Annotated in this window: 16 protein-coding genes; 7 read left to right on the forward strand and 9 right to left on the reverse strand. The window is 72.9% G+C overall.

What is annotated here, in order from left to right; translation table 11 throughout:
* Positions 1-65 precede the first annotated feature (65 nt).
* The gene (locus AB0K25_RS18255) at positions 66-1037 is read right to left on the reverse strand and encodes a DMT family transporter (protein WP_219467119.1); all 972 of its coding nucleotides are present in this window, start codon (positions 1035-1037) and stop codon (positions 66-68) included.
* Positions 1034-2065: a class II fructose-bisphosphatase gene (gene glpX / locus AB0K25_RS18260; RefSeq protein ID WP_208568569.1), complete on the reverse strand. Its 1032-nt coding sequence runs from the start codon at positions 2063-2065 to the stop codon at positions 1034-1036. Before glpX ends, AB0K25_RS18255 begins: the two co-directional genes overlap by 4 nt.
* 158 nt (positions 2066-2223) lie before the next feature.
* Here glpX and AB0K25_RS18265 point away from each other — a divergent pair, with 158 nt between their 5' ends.
* Both AB0K25_RS18265 and AB0K25_RS18270 read left to right on the forward strand, forming a co-directional pair.
* The gene (locus tag AB0K25_RS18265; RefSeq protein WP_219467123.1) at positions 2224-2934 is read left to right on the forward strand and encodes a DUF4245 domain-containing protein; all 711 of its coding nucleotides are present in this window, start codon (positions 2224-2226) and stop codon (positions 2932-2934) included.
* 287 nt (positions 2935-3221) lie between these two features.
* Positions 3222-4067: a hypothetical protein gene (locus AB0K25_RS18270; RefSeq protein WP_219467125.1), complete on the forward strand. Its 846-nt coding sequence runs from the start codon at positions 3222-3224 to the stop codon at positions 4065-4067.
* 87 nt (positions 4068-4154) lie between these two features.
* On the opposite strand, the gene AB0K25_RS18275 is transcribed toward AB0K25_RS18270, so the two are convergent.
* Genes AB0K25_RS18275 through AB0K25_RS18285 form a run of 3 tightly spaced genes read right to left on the reverse strand, consistent with a single transcriptional unit; the run spans position 4155 to position 7569 of the window.
* The gene (locus AB0K25_RS18275) at positions 4155-5069 is read right to left on the reverse strand and encodes a PLP-dependent cysteine synthase family protein (RefSeq protein WP_219467126.1); all 915 of its coding nucleotides are present in this window, start codon (positions 5067-5069) and stop codon (positions 4155-4157) included.
* Between the two features lies 1 nt (position 5070).
* A complete protein-coding gene (locus AB0K25_RS18280; RefSeq protein WP_219467128.1) occupies positions 5071-6474 on the reverse strand; it encodes an EamA family transporter in 1404 nt (467 codons plus the stop codon).
* 12 nt (positions 6475-6486) lie between these two features.
* Positions 6487-7569 (reverse strand): serine O-acetyltransferase, encoded by a 1083-nt coding sequence (locus AB0K25_RS18285; protein ID WP_357536247.1) that lies wholly within the window; start codon positions 7567-7569, stop codon positions 6487-6489.
* A 222-nt stretch (positions 7570-7791) separates the two neighbouring features.
* On the opposite strand from AB0K25_RS18285, the gene AB0K25_RS18290 reads away from it, so the two are divergent.
* Positions 7792-9210: a PLP-dependent aminotransferase family protein gene (locus AB0K25_RS18290; protein WP_219467133.1), complete on the forward strand. Its 1419-nt coding sequence runs from the start codon at positions 7792-7794 to the stop codon at positions 9208-9210.
* A 39-nt stretch (positions 9211-9249) separates the two neighbouring features.
* Positions 9250-9987, forward strand: coding sequence for an alanyl-tRNA editing protein (locus tag AB0K25_RS18295; protein ID WP_219467136.1), 738 nt, complete (start codon positions 9250-9252; stop codon positions 9985-9987).
* A gap of 7 nt (positions 9988-9994) precedes the next feature.
* On the opposite strand, the gene AB0K25_RS18300 is transcribed toward AB0K25_RS18295, so the two are convergent.
* Together AB0K25_RS18300 and xseA are read right to left on the reverse strand one after the other, a co-directional pair.
* Positions 9995-10207 (reverse strand): exodeoxyribonuclease VII small subunit, encoded by a 213-nt coding sequence (locus AB0K25_RS18300; protein WP_219467138.1) that lies wholly within the window; start codon positions 10205-10207, stop codon positions 9995-9997.
* Positions 10204-11430 (reverse strand): exodeoxyribonuclease VII large subunit, encoded by a 1227-nt coding sequence (xseA, locus tag AB0K25_RS18305; RefSeq protein WP_219467152.1) that lies wholly within the window; start codon positions 11428-11430, stop codon positions 10204-10206. The genes AB0K25_RS18300 and xseA overlap by 4 nt, the downstream gene beginning before the upstream one ends.
* A 179-nt stretch (positions 11431-11609) precedes the next feature.
* On the opposite strand from xseA, the gene AB0K25_RS18310 reads away from it, so the two are divergent.
* Complete coding sequence (locus AB0K25_RS18310; RefSeq protein WP_219467161.1) at positions 11610-12596, forward strand: 4-hydroxy-3-methylbut-2-enyl diphosphate reductase; 987 nt, start codon at positions 11610-11612, stop codon at positions 12594-12596.
* A gap of 228 nt (positions 12597-12824) precedes the next feature.
* On the forward strand, positions 12825-13280 hold the full coding sequence (locus AB0K25_RS18315; protein WP_357536250.1) for a hypothetical protein: 456 nt from the start codon (positions 12825-12827) through the stop codon (positions 13278-13280).
* A 91-nt stretch (positions 13281-13371) separates the two neighbouring features.
* Here the strand turns inward: AB0K25_RS18315 and AB0K25_RS18320 are convergent, their stop codons facing one another.
* On the reverse strand, positions 13372-14523 hold the full coding sequence (locus tag AB0K25_RS18320) for a DNA recombination protein RmuC (RefSeq protein WP_208568557.1): 1152 nt from the start codon (positions 14521-14523) through the stop codon (positions 13372-13374).
* Between the two features lie 53 nt (positions 14524-14576).
* Here AB0K25_RS18320 and AB0K25_RS18325 point away from each other — a divergent pair, with 53 nt between their 5' ends.
* A complete protein-coding gene (locus tag AB0K25_RS18325; RefSeq protein WP_363821301.1) occupies positions 14577-15377 on the forward strand; it encodes a hypothetical protein in 801 nt (266 codons plus the stop codon).
* A gap of 155 nt (positions 15378-15532) precedes the next feature.
* Here AB0K25_RS18325 and ppc read toward each other — a convergent pair whose 3' ends face one another.
* Positions 15533-18319, reverse strand: coding sequence for a phosphoenolpyruvate carboxylase (gene ppc, locus AB0K25_RS18330; RefSeq protein WP_357536254.1), 2787 nt, complete (start codon positions 18317-18319; stop codon positions 15533-15535).
* Positions 18320-18474 lie beyond the last annotated feature (155 nt).

Genomic DNA, 18474 nt, shown 5'->3' on the forward strand with positions numbered 1-18474 from the left:
ACGGTCGGGCCGCGCGGACGCTCGACCGGCCGACGGCCCGCCCGACGGCAGGTCCGGTGCGCAGGTCAGCGACGGTGCACCGGGCCGAGCGCCGCGACCAGCACCGCGACCAGGGTGAGTGCCGCGCCCGCCAGGGTGGCCGGGCCCGGGTGCGACGCCGCCGTCGGGAGCACCACGTCCAGGACGACGGCCCCGACGACCTGACCGGCGATGGTGGCGAGCCCCAGCAGCAGCACCCCGGTGAACCGGACGAGTGCCGCCGCGACCGCGATGAAGACGATGCCGATCGGGCCACCCAGATAGAGCCACGGCTCGGTCGGCAACCGGCCGGCGGGGCCACCCCGGATGGCCACGTCCACGCCGAAGGCGACCAGCAGGGCCGCCGTACCGACGGCGAAGTTGACTCCGGTGGCGGTCAGCGCGCTGCCCGCGGCCGCGCGGACCAGGCCGTTGACCGCCTGCTGCCAGGCCAGGCCCAACCCGGCCAGCAGGGGCAGCAGAGCCAGCGCCAGGGTGCCCGGGTTACCCAGCCGGTCACCGACCGCCAGCAGGACGGCCAGCACGGTCAGCACCGCGCCGGCCAACCGGGCCACGGTCACCGGCTGACGCCCACCCGGCCCGATACCCGCCCGGTCCACGGCCAGGCTGCTGGCCGACTGCCCGGCGACCACCGCCACCGTGAAGACCGCCACGCCGAGCACGCCGATGGTGAGGCCCTGGGTGGCGACCAGGAACGCCCCGCACACCCCGCCCAGCATCTGCCAGGGGCGCAACGTGCCGGAGCGCAGCGCGGCACGCAGGTCGGCCAGCCCGCGTCGCCCACCGGGCAGCGCGGGGACCAGCACCAGCAGCACCACCAGGCCGAGACCGAAGGAGACCACCGCCGCGGCGATCCCGTCGGCCAGGCGTACGCCCAGCTCGCCGTTGATCCGGGACTGGACGGCCACCCCGACCCCGGCGGCGGTCGCCAGCCCGATCCCGGCGATCCGGCGGGAGGTGGGCAGGACGGCGGGAACCGCCGTGCCGGTCGCGGTCACTCCTGCTCTGCCAGGGGCCTGCCGTCGAAGTCCACCGCCGAGTAGAGGGCCAGCTTCTCCAACCGGTGGTACGAGTCGATCACCCGGATCGTGCCGCTCTTGGACCGCATCACGATCGACTGGGTGTACGCCCCACCGGCCTGGTACCGCACCCCGCGCAGCAGGTCACCGGAGGTGACCCCGGTCGCCACGAAGAAGCAGTTGTCCCCGGTGACCAGGTCGTCGGTGCCCAGCACCCGGTCCAGGTCGTGCCCGGCGGCGAGCGCTTTCTCCCGCTCCTGTGCGTCCTGCGGCCAGAGCTTGGCCTGCATCGCCCCACCCATGCACTTGAGCGCGCACGCGGAGATGATCCCCTCCGGGGTGCCGCCGACGCCCATCAGCACGTCGACGCCCGACTCGCCCCGGGCGGCGGCGATCGACCCGGCGATGTCGCCGTCGGAGATGAACCGGATGCCCGCCCCGGTCCGCCGGATCTCGTCCACCAGGTCCGCGTGCCGGGGACGGTCCAGCACGCAGACGGTGACCTCGGCGACGTCGGTGCCCTTGACCTTGGCGATCCGTCGGATGTTCTCCGCCGGCCCGGCCTCGATGTCGACCACGTCGGCGTACTCCGGGCCGACGGCCAGCTTCTCCATGTAGAACACGGCGCTCGGGTCGAACATCGCCCCCCGCTCCGAGACGGCCAGCACCGCGAGCGCGTTGGGCATGCCCTTGCTCATCAGCGTGGTGCCGTCGACCGGGTCCACCGCCACGTCCACCTCGGGGCCGGTGCCGTCACCCACCTGCTCGCCGTTGAACAGCATCGGGGCGTTGTCCTTCTCGCCCTCGCCGATCACCACGACGCCGCGCATCTGGATCGAGTTGATCAGCTTACGCATCGCGTCGACGGCTGCCCCGTCGCCGCCCTCCTTGTCGCCCCGGCCGACCCACCGACCGGCGGCCATCGCCGCGGCCTCGGTGACCCGGACCAGGTCGAGGGCGAGGTTGCGGTCGAGATCCTGTGGGACCCGCGTCCTGGTGTTCGTCATGGCGGCTTTCCTCCTCGCGACGGTGCGGGGTGGACCGGCAGGGGCTGCGCTCGCCACTGCCAGCTTTGTCGCTGATCCTCACACGATGCCAGGTCCGGCGGCGGGGCGGGGCGATGGTGGGCGGGATCGCCCCACCGGGCGGCTGCCAGAATGGGCCGGTGGAGCCCGCACAGCCTGCCGACCGCGTACCCGCCGATCCGACCCCGCCGGACGGCCAGCCGCCGCTGCCCCCGGGTGACGGGCCGGTGACCGGTGCCGCCCCCGCCGGGCCCGCCCCCGCCGCCGAACCGGCGCTGGTCGCGGCGGCGGACGACCGGGCGGGCGAGCCGGTGCCGGTCCGCTCCGGCCGGGCGGAGAAGTCCCGCTCCGAGCGCTCGCCGAAGGACATGGCGTTGTCGCTGCTGGTGCTGCTGGTGCCGATCGCCCTGCTACTCGCCTTCTACCGGGGCTTCCTCGGTGGCGAGCAGCCCACCACCGTCGACGCCGCCCCCGCCTACGAGCAGGCCCGCGCCGCGAACGTCTTCCCCGTCACCGAGCCGTCCGGGCTGGGCTCCGGCTGGCGTACGGTCAGCGCGAGCTTCCGCACCGTGGACGACGGGGCGAACCTGCGGGTGGGCTATCTCACCCCGGAGGGGCGGGGCGCCCAACTGGTGCAGAGCAACGTGCCGCCGGAGCGGTTGCTGCCCGCCGAGCTGACCGCCGAGGGGCAGCCGCAGGGGCCGGCCGACCTGGGCGGGGCGAACTGGCAGCGGTACACCGGGCGGGGCAACGAGCAGGCCCTGGTGCTGCTCGAACCGGGCCGTACGGTGATCGTGGTCGGCGACGCCCGGGACAACGAGCTGCGCGAACTGGCCGGCGCACTACGCTGACCGGCCGCGTGACCCTGGTCGGCGCGGTGCTGCGGACGGTCGGCGCGGTCCTGCGGACGGTCGACGCGGTGCTGATCGTGGTCGGGCCAAGCGGCGTCGGTCAGGAAGTCCGCGGCAGTTGCGGGCGGGTGGATTGCGGAAGGCGACGCGCGGGAACAGAAGGGACGCGACCCCCGGGGTCCGGCGCGACCGGGCGGGGATCGCGCGCCACGCGGGAAGCGTCACGCCCGCGACGCCACGCCCCCGACGCCCGCCGGGGGTCGGACGACCCGACTGGAGAGCCTGACGTGACCATTCGACGTTTCAGCGCGGCGGTCTTCGCCGCAGCGCTGCTCACCCCCGGCCTGGCCGCCTGCAACAACGCCGGGAGCGGCGAGGCGGGGGCCTCCGCATCCCCGACGGTCTCCGGCGGCGCCGCCTCGGGCAGCGCCTCGCCGGGCACCTCCGAGGCCAAGCAGGCCCTGCTGAACTCCACCAACGAGATCCGCAACGGCAATTTCCGGTTCACCATGACCGGGGTGGGCTCCACCGCCGAGGGGCAGGTGCACCAGCCCAGCCAGAGCGCCCAGATGAAGCTGAGCATCGGTGACGCGTCCTCGGACCTGATGATGAACCTGGACCTGATCCACGCCAAGCCGGACAGCTGGGTGAAGCTGGACCTGGGCGGCAAGTCCGCCAGCAGCATCCCCGGCGCGCAGAAGCTCAGCCTCGGCAAGTACCAGCACCTCGACCAGACCCGGATCAAGGGCAACAAGTCGCTCGGCTTCGACTTCGAGAAGGTCGACCCGGCCGGCAGCGCCGTGCTGACCCAGGGCATCACCGAGGTCCGGCAGACCGGCGAGGGCGCCTACGCCGGCACCCTGGACGTGTCGAAGGCCGCCGAGGCCGGTTCCGTCGACCAGACGGTGATCACCGCGTTGGGCGCCCAGGCGCAGTCGGTGCCGTTCACCGCGAAGCTGGACCCGCAGGGCCGGCTCAGCGAGCTGGTGGTGCAGATCCCGGCCGCCGGCCAGGTCGCCGCGCAGGACATCAAGATCACCTACTCCGACTACGGCAACGCCACCGCCGCCCAGAAGCCCGCCGCCGACCAGGTGGTCGAGGCACCGCAGGAGCTGTACAACCTGTTCAGCTGAGCGTGTGTACCGACGGCGGGGTGGCCCCGGGGCCACCCCGCCGTCGGCGTGTCCGCCTCAGCACCCGGTGGTGCGGTCAGCCCCGGTTCAGAGCAGTTCCAGGTAGTCGTTGACCCGGTCGTAGGCCACCGTCAGCAGGGTCAGCGGCTCGTCCGAGGCGGCCAGCAGCCGGCGGCACGCGGCGATGTTCGCCCCGGTCGACGGCCCCGCGCCGATGCCCTCGCACTCCATCAGCCGACGCATCCCGTCGATGGCGTCCGCCTCGCTCACCGTGACCATCTCGTCGATGATCTCGGTGTTGAGCACCGGCGGGATCATGCCGATGGACAGCCCCTGGATGCGGTGCGGGACGAACACGTCGGCGAACATGTCGCAGCCCTCCGGCTGCACGCCGAGGATGCGCAGCCCGCCCTGGTGCTGCCGGAGCACCTCACCGATGCCGGTCAGGTGACCGCCGGTGCCGATGCCGGCCACGTAGGTGTCCACCCGGGTGCCGTCCAGGTCGGCGATGATCTCGCGGACGGTGGTCAACCGGTGGATCTCCGGGTTGGCCGGATTGGCCGCCTGGTTGAGCATCACGTACTCGGGGTGCTCGAACTGGATCTCGGTGGCCAGCTCGCCGTGCGAGTTGTTGCCCCGGGTGCTGTCCGAGAGCCGGACGTCCACCCCGAAACTGGCCAGCAGGCGACGCTTCGACTCGCTGTAGTTGTCCGGAATGACCAGCACCACCCGGTAGCCGAGGACCGCGGCGGCGATCGCGATCCCCATCCCGGTGTTGCCCCCGGTGGGCTCCAGGATGGTCTGCCCGGAGCCCGGCTTGAGCAGGCCGTCCCGCTCCGCCGCCCGGATCATGTTCAACGCGATGCGCATCTTGTGGCTGCCGCCCGGGTTGTTCAGCTCCAGCTTGAGCAGGATCTCCCCGGGCAGGTCGGCGGTGAGCCGGCTGAGCCGCACCAGCGGGGTGCCGCCCACCGTGTCCAGGATCGAGTCACGAATGCCCATCTCAGCCCACCTCCGCCGTACGCCGGTCCGGGCCGGGCAGGAAGCGCAGCTCGGTGTAGTCGCCTTCGACACACCGGAACAACCGCGCCTCCCGGACGCCGGTGTCGTCGATGCCGACCACCAACTGCGTAAGCGTGGGATAGAGCGGCGCCCCGTCGACAAGCGCGTTGCGCCGGTCCTCGTCACTGAAGTAGGCCCGGCCGTTGGGATGCGAGTGGTAGAGCACCACCACCGGGTCGTCCCCGTCGAGGTTGTCCTCCAGATAGATCAGGTCGGCGGGGGCCAGCACGTAACCGGTGGTGGCGGTGCGGGGGAACCGGACCGGGTCCTGCCGGTGCATCTCGTCGGCCATGTTGCGCGCCTCGTGCACCCGTCCACTGGCGTGCACGAACCCGCACGCCTCCCCGGGGTAGGCGGTCCGCGCGTGCTCGTAGACCGCGTCGAGGGTGGACTCGTCGAGCGTCGCCCCGTCGTCCACGGGCACCGGTGCGGGCGTCGCCGCCGACCCGCCCCCGGTCGCCTTCTTGGTCAGACCGAACGCGGCGAGCATGACCACCGCCAGGACCACCGCCAGGGCCGGCAGCGCCGAGTTCTCCAGCACCGCCGAGCCGAACAGCGCCACCACCGGGAAGAGCACGAAGACGTACGACACCAGCACCGCGTCGACGTGCTGGAGCAGGTAGAAGTAGGCGGCGAAGCCGATCACCGAACCGACCAGCCCGAGATAGAGCACGCCGGTGAGGGACCGGCCGGAGACCGCGCCGAGGTCGGGCTGCTCGACGGTCACGCCGAGGACCACCAAGCCCAGCGCGCCGAGCCCGATCGGGAGGGTCTCCTGGGTGAGCACGTGCACCGTGCCGCCGTAGCGGGCCATCACCGCGTACGTCAGGGCGTGCATAACCGCGGCCAGGAGCACGGCGGCCGGCGCGAGGACGCCCCGGGCGCTGATCCCGGCGGTCAGCTGGACGATGCCGACCAGGCAGCCGAGGCCGACCACCACGCCGGCCCACTGCATCCAGCTCACCGAGATCCGTGAGATCAGCACGGAGAACAGCAGCAGGAAGACCACGACCGACGAGAAGATCAACGCGGCCAGGCCGGAGCTGATGTGCTGCTCACCGTAGTTGATCAGGGCGTACGGGACGGCGACGTAGACCACCGCGATGAACGGCACCACCCAGCGTCGCCCCGGCGGCGGCAGCAACGACACCCCGGGTGTGGCGAGACAGACGGCGAGCAGGAACGGGAAGGCCACCAGGAAGCGCAGCCCGGCCGCGGTGATCGGGGGCAGGGTCTCCACACTCATCTTCATGCCGTACCAGGTGGTGCCCCAGATCAGGCACACCAGCAGATAGAGCAGCCCGAGCTGCCAGCGGCCGGCACGCCGGCCGGTGTCGTTCGTCATGTCATCTCCTGGTCACGCGAAGCCGAACTCGTCGAGCGCTCGCCAGAGTTGCTGGAGGTTGTAGAGGACCGTCTCGTTCCCGCAGGTGTCGATGATCCGGAGCCGCTCGTCGGTGCCGGGACGGTTCACCGCGCACCGGACCCGCCGGTCGTCGCGTTCGAGGACCACCACCGGGCGGTGCTGGCCGGTGCTGGTCACCAGGTCGACCTCGATCGCGGCGAGACCGGTGCCGTGCACCTCGACCACGCCCTCGCAGACCGGTACGACGCCGAAGACCCGGACGTTGCACTCGCCGGAGGTGCCCTGGTACTGGTTGAGCAGCCGGACCCGGCGGTGGCTCGGCACGTCGGTGGTGACGATGATCCCGGGCCCGATCAGCACGTCGTCGCCGACCGTCACCGCACCGAGGATGCGGGCGAACGCCCCCACCTCGACCCGGTCCCCGAGCCGGGGGTGCCGCCTGCCGTTGGGGTTGTCGGCGATGCCCCGGGCACCGAGCACCACACCCTGGAGGATGTACGCGTCGTCGCCGATCACCGTGGTCTCGCCGATCACCGTGCCGAGCCCGTGGTCGATGATCAGCCGTCGTCCGATGCGGGCGGCGGGGTGGATCTCCACGCCGGTGCGGACCTTGGCGACCTCGGAGACCCGACGGGCCACGGCGAGCCGGACGTCCTGACCCAGCGGGGTGTCCTCGGCCTGGTGGATGGCGTGCGCCACCCGGTAGGCGAGGGTGGCCCGGTAGGCGATGTAGCTGTCCCAGACGTACCGCCACGAACTGCCGGCGGCCGGGTCCCGGCGGGCCAGCGCGAGCAGGTCCTCCATGGCGTGCGCGCAGATGGTGCGCAGTCGTTGCGGGGACAGCAGCACCTGGGTCACCGACGAGGACGCCTCGGCCTCGGTGATGCGCACGATCTCCTGCCGCAGCAGCGGCTCCAGGGCGTCGGTCGACTCCTGGGCGACGTCTGCCGCCCGGGAGGTCACCGGTGACGGCCTGTCGTCCGGCCCCGGGGGCGGTGTGGAGCCGGTACGGGGGCCGGGCACGCGCTGCCCGGTGCCGGTCGAGCCTGCGGTTTCGTGCAACGACGACTCCATGCGGCTCCTGCTCCCCGTTCTGCTGTGAACCGTCTCCTTTGGCGGCTCGAGTGAGGTGACACTCGCTGCGGTGTCACGACCCGGGAAGCTGGCAATGGCCGCCGAGCGGGCACGGGGCGTTACCAGGTGGTAGTCACAGCCCCCCGCTAACGTGACGATGGAATATTGCTCAAGTCAGTGGCTGAGGGAAATAGCCAATCCTCAGTCCATTGGGGGGAGAGCATGAACGCGGAAGAGTTGGCGGCTCAGCTCGGTGCGTGGAAGCAGGACCAGACCCGGCTCTACCGGGGGCTGGCCGAGCAGCTGCGGCTGCTGATCCGCCTCGGCTCGCTGCCCCCGGGCAGCGAGCTGCCCCCGGAACGCCGGCTCGCCGTGGTGCTGTCCGTCAGCCGGACGACCATCGCCCAGGCGTACAGCCTGTTGAAGGACGAGGGTTGGCTGGTCAGCCTCCAGGGCAGCGGCACCCGGGTCGCGCACGCCCAACCCGCCGTCCTGCCGCCCGCCGACTACGGTGCCGCGGCGAGCGGTTTCATCGCCGACGTCGTCCGCGATCGGGTGCGTACCGTCGACCTGACGGTCCCGGCGCCACCGCCCGGCCCATGGCTGATGACGGCGATGTCCCGGCTGCCCGCCCTGGCCGCCGCGGCACTGCCCGGCCGGGTGTACGAACCGGCCGGCTACCCCGCGCTGCGGGACCGGATCGCCGGCAAGCTGACCGCCGACGGCCGGGTCACCGCCGCCGAGGAGGTGATCGTCACCAACGGCGCGACCCAGGCGCTGTCCCTGCTGGCCGGGGTGTTGACCCGCCGGGGCGACACCGTGCTGGTGGAGGAGCTGACCTGCCCGACCGTGCTGGCGTCGCTGCGTACCGCCGGACTACGGCTGGTCGTGGTGCCGATCGAGCGGGAGGGGGCCGACCCGCAGGCGGTCGAGGCAGCCGTCCGCCGGTACGAACCCTCCTTCATCTATGTCATCCCGACATACCACAACCCGACCGGGTGGACGATGACCGAGCAGCGCCGCGCAGCGGTCGCCGCCATCGCCCGCCGGTACGGGGTCCCGCTGGTGGAGGACCTCACCCTCGCCGACACCCGGATCGACGGCCCCCTCCCGCCGCCCCCGATCGCCGCGTACGCCCCCGGCGCGCAGATCTACACGGTGGGCAGCCTCAGCAAGGTCTGCTGGCCGGGGCTGCGGATCGGCTGGCTGGTCGGGCCCCGCCGGGAGCTGCAACGGATCGTGCACCTGCGGGCCATGTACGACCTGGGCTGCCCGCTGCCCACCCAGTTGCTCGCCGTCGAACTCCTCGACGACCTGCCGCAGATCCGGCTCGAACGGCAACGGGACCTCCTCCTCCGTCGCGACACCCTGCTCGCCGCGCTCGCCGAGCACCTGCCGCAGTGGCGGTACGAGTCACCGCACGGCGGGCTCAGCGTCTGGTGCGCCACCCCCCGACCGCTGCAACAGCTCAACCACGTCGCCCAGCACCACGGCATGCAGTTGATGCTGGGTGCGCACTTCGCCGTGGGGGCGCGCTCCTACCTGGACCATGTCCGGCTTCCCTTCACCCTCGACGAGGGGGAGCTGGTCGAGGTGGTCAAACGGCTGGCCGGCTACTGGGCCGAGGCCGGGCGTGGCTAGGCTCACGATGCGCGACGATCGGTAGTACGCTGCGCCCCCATGGGCATCTCCCACCACGGACGCACCGAACGTCTCGACCTCGCCGACCCGTCCCTGCGCGAGTGGACCTGCCGGGTCGTGCACGTCGACCCCGAGCGCGGCATCGTGCTGGACCGGTCCGCTTTCTACCCCGGCGGCGGCGGACAGCCACCGGACCACGGCGTCCTGCTGTGGCAGGGGGTGCAGACCCGGATCGTCGGCACCCACAAGGGTGACGACCTCTACCTGATCCCCGCCGAGGGCGACCCGACGCCGCCGGTCGACGCCGAGGTCCAGGGCGCGATCGAGGACGAACGCCGGTTCACGCTGATGCGTACCCACTCGGGGCTGCACGTGCTCTGCGGGGTGGTGTTCCGCGACTTCGGCGCGCTGGTGACCGGCGGCAACATGGAGCCGGGCGAGGCCCGGATGGACTTCAACCTGCCGCAGCCCCCCGAGGGCTTCAAGGGGCTGCTGGAGGAGGCGGTCAACAAGGAGTTGGCCACCGACCGGCGGATCTCCGTGCGGGTGCTGCCCCGAGACGAGGCGTTGGCCATCCCCGACATCGTGCGCACCCAGACCAACCTCATCCCCCCGGACGAGCAGGAGGTCCGCATCGTCGACATCGAAGGGCTCGACGTGCAGGCCGACGGCGGCACCCACGTGGCGTCCATCGGGCAGGTCGGGCGGCTCCAGGTGGTCAAGGTGGAGAGCAAGGGCAAGCAGAACCGTCGGGTCCGCATCCGCCTGGTCGGCTGACGCCGGATCAGGCGTCGGTGGCCGACCGGGCGGCGTCGATCCGGGCCCGCGCGCCGTCGAGGGAGCGTTGGCAGGCGGCGGCCAGCCGCTCGCCGCGCTCCCACAACGCCAGCGACTCCTCCAACGAGGTGCCACCCGCCTCCAGCCGCTCCACCACCTGGGCCAGTTCGGCCCGGGCCTGCTCGTAGCTGAGCTGCTCGTCGGCTTTCCGGTCGCTCATCTCGTCCTCGTCTCCTCGACGGTCGTGGTCAGTTCGCCCTCGGCGAGGCGTACCCGCAGCGGATCGCCCGTGGCCACCTCGCCGGCCGCCCGGACCACGTGCCCGTCGGCCCGTTGCACGATGGCGTAACCCCGGTCGAGGGTGGCGGCGGGGGAGAGCGCCCGCAACCGGGCCAGGGTGTGCCGCAGGTCGCCGGTGGCCGCGTCGAGCCGGTGGTGCAGGTTGCGCCCCGCCCGGTCCCGCAACGCCGACACCTCGGCCGCGCGCTGCTCGACCATCACCTGCGGGCGGGCCAGCACCGGCCGGGAGCGCAGCAGGGTCAGCCGGTGCGACTCCCGGTCGACCAGGTTGCGGACCGCCCGCTCCAGCCGGGACCGGGCCTGGCCGATCAGGCGTACCTCGTCGGCCAGGTCGGGGACGACCCGCTTGGCGGCGTCCGTCGGGGTGGAGGCGCGCACGTCGGCGACGTAGTCGACAAGCGGGGCGTCCGTCTCGTGGCCGATCGCGCTGACCACCGGGGTACGGCAGGCGAAGACCGCCCGGCACAGCGCCTCGTCGGAGAAGGGCAGCAGATCCTCGATGCCGCCGCCGCCCCGGGCCAGGATGATCACGTCGATGGTCTCGTCGGCGTCGAGGACCCGCAACGCGTCGACGATCTGCGACACCGCACCCGGCCCCTGCACCGCCACGTTGACGGTGCGGAACTCCACCGCCGGCCAGCGTCGCCGGGCGTTGGTCAACACGTCCCGCTCGGCGGCCGACGCCCGGCCGGTGACCAGGCCGATCCGCTGTGGCAGGAACGGCGGCCGGCGCTTGCGGGCCCGGTCGAACAACCCCTCGGCGGCGAGCAGCTTCTTGAGCTTCTCCAGCCGGGCCAGCAGCTCACCGAGCCCCACCTGGCGGATCTCGTCGGCGCGCAGGCTCAGCGTGCCCCGGGCGGCATAGAACTCCGGCTTGGCGTGCAGCACCACCCGGGCGCCCTCGCGCAGCTCCGGTGCGCCGGCGTCCAGGACGTCCCGGTTGGTGGTGACGGTGAGGCTGAGGTCGGCCGACGGGTCGCGCAGGGTGAGGAAGACCGTGCCCGCCCCCGGCCGGCGGCTGATCTGCGCCACCTGCCCGTCGACCCAGACCCAGCCGAGCTTGGCGATCCAGGCGCCGACCTTCTGGCTGACCACCCGGACCGGCCAGGGTTCCTCGGGGGTGCTGCGGGGGGCATCGGTCACCCGCCCACCCTACGGTCCGCCTCCGACGACCCGGGGCAGCCCCGACCGCCCGCGCCACGCGTCCCGGCCGGGTCCCGGGAGCTGCCGCGTGAGCACGCCACGGGACGGGACGGCGTACCCCCGCTGTGGTACGGGTCGCAGCTCCTGCCGGTGGGGATGCCGGCACGTACGATGGGCGGGTGACCGAGGCTGAGGCGACCCCCAAGACCGGCAAGCGCGTGCTCCTGGCCAAGCCCCGCGGCTACTGCGCGGGGGTGGACCGGGCGGTGCAGACCGTCGAGGAGGCGCTGAAGCTCTACGGTGCCCCGATCTACGTCCGCAAGCAGATCGTGCACAACAAGCACGTGGTGCAGACCCTGGAGGCCCAGGGCGCGATCTTCGTGGAGGAGAACGAGGAGGTGCCCGAGGGCGCCACCGTCATCTTCTCCGCGCACGGCGTCGCCCCCGAGGTCTACGAGCAGGCCAAGGCCCGGTCGCTCAAGGCGATCGACGCGACCTGCCCGCTGGTGACCAAGGTGCACCAGGAGGCCAAGCGGTTCGCCGCCGAGGACTACGACATCCTGCTGATCGGCCACGAGGGGCACGAAGAGGTCATCGGCACCGCCGGGGAGGCTCCCGCCCACATCCAGCTGGTCGACGGCCCCGACGACGCCGACACGATCACCGTGCGGGACCCGAGCAAGGTCGTCTGGCTCTCCCAGACCACCCTGTCGGTCGACGAGACGCTGGAGACGGTGGCCCGGCTCAAGACCCGGCTGCCGCTGCTCCAGTCGCCGCCCAGCGACGACATCTGCTACGCCACCTCCAACCGGCAGCACGTGGTCAAGGAGATCGCCCCCGACTGCGACGTGGTGATCGTGGTCGGCTCGCGCAACTCCTCCAACTCGGTACGCCTGGTCGAGGTGGCCCTGGACGCCGGGGCCCGCGCGGGGCACCTGGTCGACTTCGCCCACGAGATCGACGACGCCTGGCTGACTGGTGCCGCCACCGTCGGGCTGACCTCCGGTGCGAGCGTGCCCGACGAGCTGGTCCAGGAGGTGCTGGCCCACCTGGCCGAGCGGGGCTTCACCGACGTCGACGAGGTGGTCACCGCCAACGAGCGGCTGACCTTCTCACTGCCCCAGGAACTCAAGCGCGACATGAAGGCCGCCGCCGCCCGCGGCTGACGGTCCGCCGCGTCCTGGGCTGACGGTCCGCCGCTGCGCTGCGCTGACGGTCCGCCGCTGCGCTGCGCTGACGGTCCGCCGCGTTGGGCTGGGTGACCGCCGCCCGCTGGGCTGTCGGGCCTTTCGTGCCCGGGGTCGTCGGGGCCCGTGGCCGGGACCGACGGGTTTCCCCGGGGATCGATGCCTGTCCCACGGAACGGAACGCGGAAGGGGTGCGTCCCAGTGGGTATGAGAACTCCTCGGATGGCGTTGGTCGTGCTGCTGGCCGCCGGTGTGGCGCTCACCGGCTGTGGCGGGGACGATGCCGACGTCACCGGCCCCCCGGCCGTGCCGACCAGCTCCCCGACGGACCCGGCCACCCCGTCGCCGGCCTCGGTGGCCCCGTCCACGTCACCCGCAGGCCCGGTGCCACCCGGCGCGTCGGTGCCACCCGGCGGGCCCAAGTTGCCCGGTGGCGGGCCGAAGGTGCCGCCCGGTCCGGGCGCGACCGAGCTGACCGGCACGGTCGAGTCGGGGGTCGAGCCGGGCTGCCTGCTGCTCGACGGGCACCAACTCGTCGGCGGCCCCAAGGACGTGCTCGTCGTGGGGGCCCGGGTCAGCGTCACCGGCCGGGCCCAGCCCGACCTGATGAGCACCTGCCAGCAGGGTGTCCCGTTCGTGGTGGAATCCGCCCGCCGCTCCTGACCCGCCCGGCCCGCCCGGCCCGGTGCCCACGCCTGCGGCCGTGCCCGGGGCCGGCGGGCCGGACCGGCAGGTGGAGCGGGTGGGGGGCGGCCTAGGAGCGGTCGTCGGTGGGGAGCAGCTCGGGGGCCTGGGGCTGGCGGGGGGCCAGCTCGACCTGGGCGGGGACGGCCAGCTCCTGGTCGGAGACGCCCAGCTCGGCCAGCTTGCGCGCACTGACCAGCACCCGTGCCTCCAACGAACCGACCGCCCGGTTGTACGCCGTCACCGCGCCACCGAGCGAGGTGCCGAGCTTGCCGACGTGATCGCCCAGGGTGGACAGTCGGCCGTACAGCTCGCGGGCCAGCGAGTGCACCGCCACCGCGTTGCGGGCCAGCGCCTCCTGCCGCCACGAGTAGGCCACCGTACGCAGCAGCGCGACCAGGGTGGCCGGGGTGGCCAGCACCACGTTGCGGGCGAACGCGTGCTCCAGCAGCGTCGGGTCGCGCTGCAACGCCACGTCCAGGAACGGGTCGGCCGGCACGAACAGCACCACGAACTCGGGGGTGTCGTCGAACGCCGCCCAGTAGGTCTTCGCGGCCAGCGCGTCGACGTGCCCGCGCAGGTGCTTGGCGTGCCGGTCGAGGTGGGTGTCGCGGCCGTGCTCGTCGCGCGCCTCCATCGCCGTCAGGTAGGCGTCGAAGGGTGCCTTGGCGTCCACCACCACCGTGCGCCCGCCGTGCAACCGGACCACCAGGTCGGGGCGGACCCCCTGGTGGTCGGTCGTGGCGGTGACCTGTTCGCTGAAGTCGCAGTGCTCCAGCATGCCGGCCGCCTCGACGATCCGACGGAGCTGGTGCTCGCCCCAACGCCCGCGTACCTGCGGGGCGCGCAGCGCGGCGACCAGCTGTTTGGTCTCGGTGCGCAGCTCGCTGGAGACCGCCCCCATGGAGCGGACCTGTTCGCGCAGCTCGGCGTAGGCGTCGACCCGGTCGCGTTCCAGCTCGCCGACCCGGGTCTCGTAGCGGCGCAGGGTGTCGTGCAGCGGGGCCACCGCGCGGGCCACCGCCTCCTGGGACTGGGCGGTCGCCTCGTAGCTGAGCGCCCGCATCGACTGCTCCAACCGGCCCTCGCCTTCCCGGGTGGCGGCGAGGGTGGCCTCCAGCCGGGCGATCTCGGTGGCCGACCGGGAGCGGGCGGCGTACCAGCCGAGGGCTCCACCGGCGGCGAGACAGACCACCACCACGGCCAGCGTCGAGAAGTCCATCACCAGAGCTTGCCAAACGGGTACGACTCGACGCCCCCGGGTACGTTCGTAGGATGGAATTTCTGCTCGTGGCGATCCTGATCGCCCTGCTGGTCGGTGGTTTCGTCTGGTGGCGGCGGGAGAAGGCGGCCCGGGAGGCGCGCAGCCTCGCCGACGTGCGGGCCGACGCCCAACGGTGGTACGAACGCCTCGGCGGTCAGGTGATGAACCTGCACGGCGACGACCCGGCGGTGCGTCAGGCCCTGGTCGACGCGGGTGAGCGGTACAACGCGGCGGGCAGCCAGTTGGAGCAGGCCCGGACGGTGCACCAGTTCCGGCTGGCCCGGGAGACCGCGTTGGAGGGGCTCGCCTACGCGCGGGCGGCCCGGGTGGCGCTCGGCCTGGACCCGGGCCCGGAGCTGCCCCCGCTCGCCGCCGCGCAGGGGGCCGGGGAGATCACCCGGGAGCGTCAGGTGGACGTGCAGGGGCAGACGTTCAGGGCCGGCCCGCAGCCCGGCCGGGACACCCCGTACTACTACCCGGGCGGGCGCTACCAGGGGCGGCCGGTGCCGGCCGGCTGGTACTCGACGCCCTGGTGGAAGACCGCGTTGGGGGCGGGCGTCGGTGTGGTCGGCGGGATGCTGATCGCCGACGCGCTCTTCTCGCCGGCGTTCGCCGACCCGGGTTACGACGCCGGCTACCAGGAGGGCTTCGGCGACGGCGCGGACTTCGGCGGTGATTTCGGCACCGCCGGGGACGCCGGCGGCGGTGACTTCGGCACCGCCGGTGACTTCGGCGGGGGTGACTTCGGCGGCGGTGGGTTCGGCGGCGGCGACTTCGGGGGTGGCGACTTCGGCGGTGGTGGCGACTTCTGACGTCAGGGCTCACGCTGTGGGCCCCGACCGGTCCCTACCCGCCGCGCACCTACCGCGATCCGGGCCGGCCCGGATCGCTTCGGCCGGCCTGGATCGCTGCGGCCGGGCCGAGCGGGCCCCTGCGGTAGCCGTGGCGTCGGCAGGGGCCCGGCGCGTCAGCCGGTGTTGCGCATCCCGGCCGCGATGCCGTTGACCGTGGTGAGCAGGGCACGCTCCAGGGCCGTACCGTCGCTGGGGGCGCGTCGGCCGCCCGGCGCGGTGGCCACCGCCCGGCCGGCGGCGCCGGAGTCCCGGTACTGCCGCAGCAACGCCACCTGGAGGTGGTGCAGCGGCTCCAGGTAGGTGTCGCGCACCGCGAGGGTGCGTTGGAGCACCGGTGAGTTCTCCAGCAGGGCCGGCGACGAGGTGACCGCCAGCACCTCCTGCTTGGTCAGCTCGTACTCCTGCTCGATCTTGTCGAAGATCGGGTGCAGCTGCTCCGGAACCAGCGTCTCGACGTACCGGCGGGCGATGCTGAGGTCGGTCTTGGTCAGCATCATCTCCACGTTGGACAGGAACGTGCGGAAGAAGTGCCAGTTGCGGTTCATCTCGGCCAGCACGTCCTCCAGGCCGGCGGCGCGGGCGGCGGCGAGGCCGGAGCCGACCCCGAACCAGCCGGGCACGATCTGCCGGGTCTGCGTCCAGCCGAACACCCACGGGATGGCCCGCAGGCCGCCCAGACCGGCCCCGGTGTTGGGCCGCTTCGCCGGCCGGGAGCCGATGTTGAGCGCACCGAGCAGCTCGGTCGGCGTGGACGCCCAGAAGTACGCCGGCAGGTCCGGGTCCTCCACCAGCCCACGGTAGGACCGGAAGGCCGACTCGGAGACCACGTCCATCGCCGCGTCCCAGGTCTCCAACTGCTCGGCGGGTTGCCGGGGTGCGGTGTGCAGCAGCGTGGCCTGGAGCACCGCGGCCACGGTCAGTTCCAGGTTCTCCCGGGCCAGCGCCGGCAGGGTGTACTTGTCGGAGATGACCTCACCCTGCTCGGTCACCTTGATCGCGCCGTCCAGGGTGCCGTACGGCTGGGCCAGGATCGCCTCGTGGGTGGGGCCGCCGCCGCGCCCGACCGTGCCGCCCCGGCCGTGGAACAACCGCAGGTGCACGCCGTGCTGGGCGGCCACGTCCCGCAGCGCCCGCTGGGCCCGGTGGATCGACCACTGGCTGGTGGTGATGCCGGCCTCCTTGTTGGAGTCGGAGTAGCCCAGCATCACCTCCTGCACGTCGCCCCGGGCCGCGACCAGCGCCCGGTAGGCCGGCAGGGAGAGCAGTTCGTTGAGCATCTCGCCGCCGGCGTTCAGCTCGGCCGGGGTCTCCAGCAGCGGCACGAAGCCGATCCGGGCCCGCCCGGTGTGCACGTCGACCAGGCCGGCCTCCCGGGCCAACACCACCGCCGCGAGGACGTCGTCCACGCCGAGGGTCATCGAGATGATGTACGACTCGATGACCTCGCCACCGAACCGGTCCTGCGCCTCGCGGATGGTCCCGAACACGTCGAACGTCTTGCGCGCCCCCTCGGTCAACGGGGTGTCCAGGGCGGACAGCGGCCGGCGGCCGGTCAGCTCGTCGGCGAGCAGCTTGGTGCGCTCCAGGCGGGTCAGCGCCGGGTAGTCCGACACCTCGCCGACCGCCGCGTACAGCTGGGTGAGCACCTCGTGGTGCTTCTCGGCGTGCTCCCGTACGTCCATGGTGGCCAGGTGCAGGCCGAACGCGGAGACGGTACGGATGGTCGAGGCGAGCCGGCCGACGGCGGTGAGCTGCCCGGAGTTGCGGGCCAGCGAGGCGCGCAGCAGCTCCAGGTCGGCGATCAGCTCGCCGGAGCCCTGGTAGTCGCGGCCCGGCACGTGCGGGGTGCCGGCGCGCAGCCGCTCCCGGGTGTTGGCCAGCTTCGCCTTCACGCAGCGGGCCTTGAGCCGGTAGGGCTCCTCGGCGTTGACCCGGCGGAACCGGGGGGCCACCTCGGGCAGCGCGTCCAGGTCGGCGGCGAGGCTGGCCGACAGGTCCAGCGACACGGCGCGTAGCCGGCGGGAGACGGAGACCTCGTTGACCAGGTGCTCCATCGCCGCCTCGGTGGCGGTGATGCCGTGCTCGTGCTGGATGCGCAGCACCTCCCGGGTGACCACGGGGGTGACGAACGGGTTGCCGTCCCGGTCGCCGCCGATCCAGGTGCCGAAGGTCAGCGGGCGCGACGTCGGCGAGGTCTCCACGCCGAGGGTGCGCAGCGTGTCGGCCAGGTCGTCGAGCACCTGCGGGGCGGCCTCGGCGTACAGGTCGCGCAGGTAGTAGATGGCGTTGCGGGCCTCGTCGGTCGGGTCGGGCCGGTCGAGGCGCAGCTCGTCGGTCTGCCACATCAGGTCGAGCAGTTCGGCGAGGCGGCGGTTGGCCGGGCCCTCGTCGCTCGCACCGTAGAGGATGGCGTTGGCGGTCTCGGTGTCCAGTTCGTCGGCGATGGCGCGCAGCTTGGACAGGATCGACCGGCGGGCCGCCTCGGTGGGGTGGGCGGTGAAGACGGGGCGTACCGCGAGGCGGCGGGCGGCGGCGGCGATCTCCTCGGCCGGCACCCCGCGCTCGGCGATCATCTTGGCGGCCTGATCGAGCCAGCCGCCCTGGATCGCCCGACGGCGGCGCAGGTCCCGGGCCCGGTGCACCTGCTCGGTGATGTTGGCCAGGTGGAAGTAGGTGGAGAAGGCGCGGGCCAGCTTGGTGCCGGTGGTCACGTCCAGCCCGCCGAGGCGCTGCGCGGCGGCCGGCGCGTCGGAGCGGACCTGGGCGCGGATCTCCTCGACCAGGTCGAGCAGCGGCCGACCCTCCTGCCGGGCCAGGGTCTGGCCGAGCAGGGTGCCGAGCCGGCGGATGTCGGCCCGCAGGGCGGCGTCGGGCCCGTCGTGATCATGCTGGTCGGTCACCGTGCGCTCCTTACGTGAGTACGAAGGACAGCGCTGTCCGACTCCCTGGATGGTATCTGCGCGGCCCGGTCGGCGAGGAAGGGGTTCGGTGTGTCACCTTCCCCACGATCGCCGTGTCCCACCCCCGCCCGGTGGATTCGACCCCGCCCGCCGGC

Origin of the sequence: Micromonospora sp. NPDC049257, from assembly GCF_040678915.1 — a bacterium.
In the GTDB taxonomy this organism is placed as follows: domain Bacteria; phylum Actinomycetota; class Actinomycetes; order Mycobacteriales; family Micromonosporaceae; genus Micromonospora; species Micromonospora antibiotica.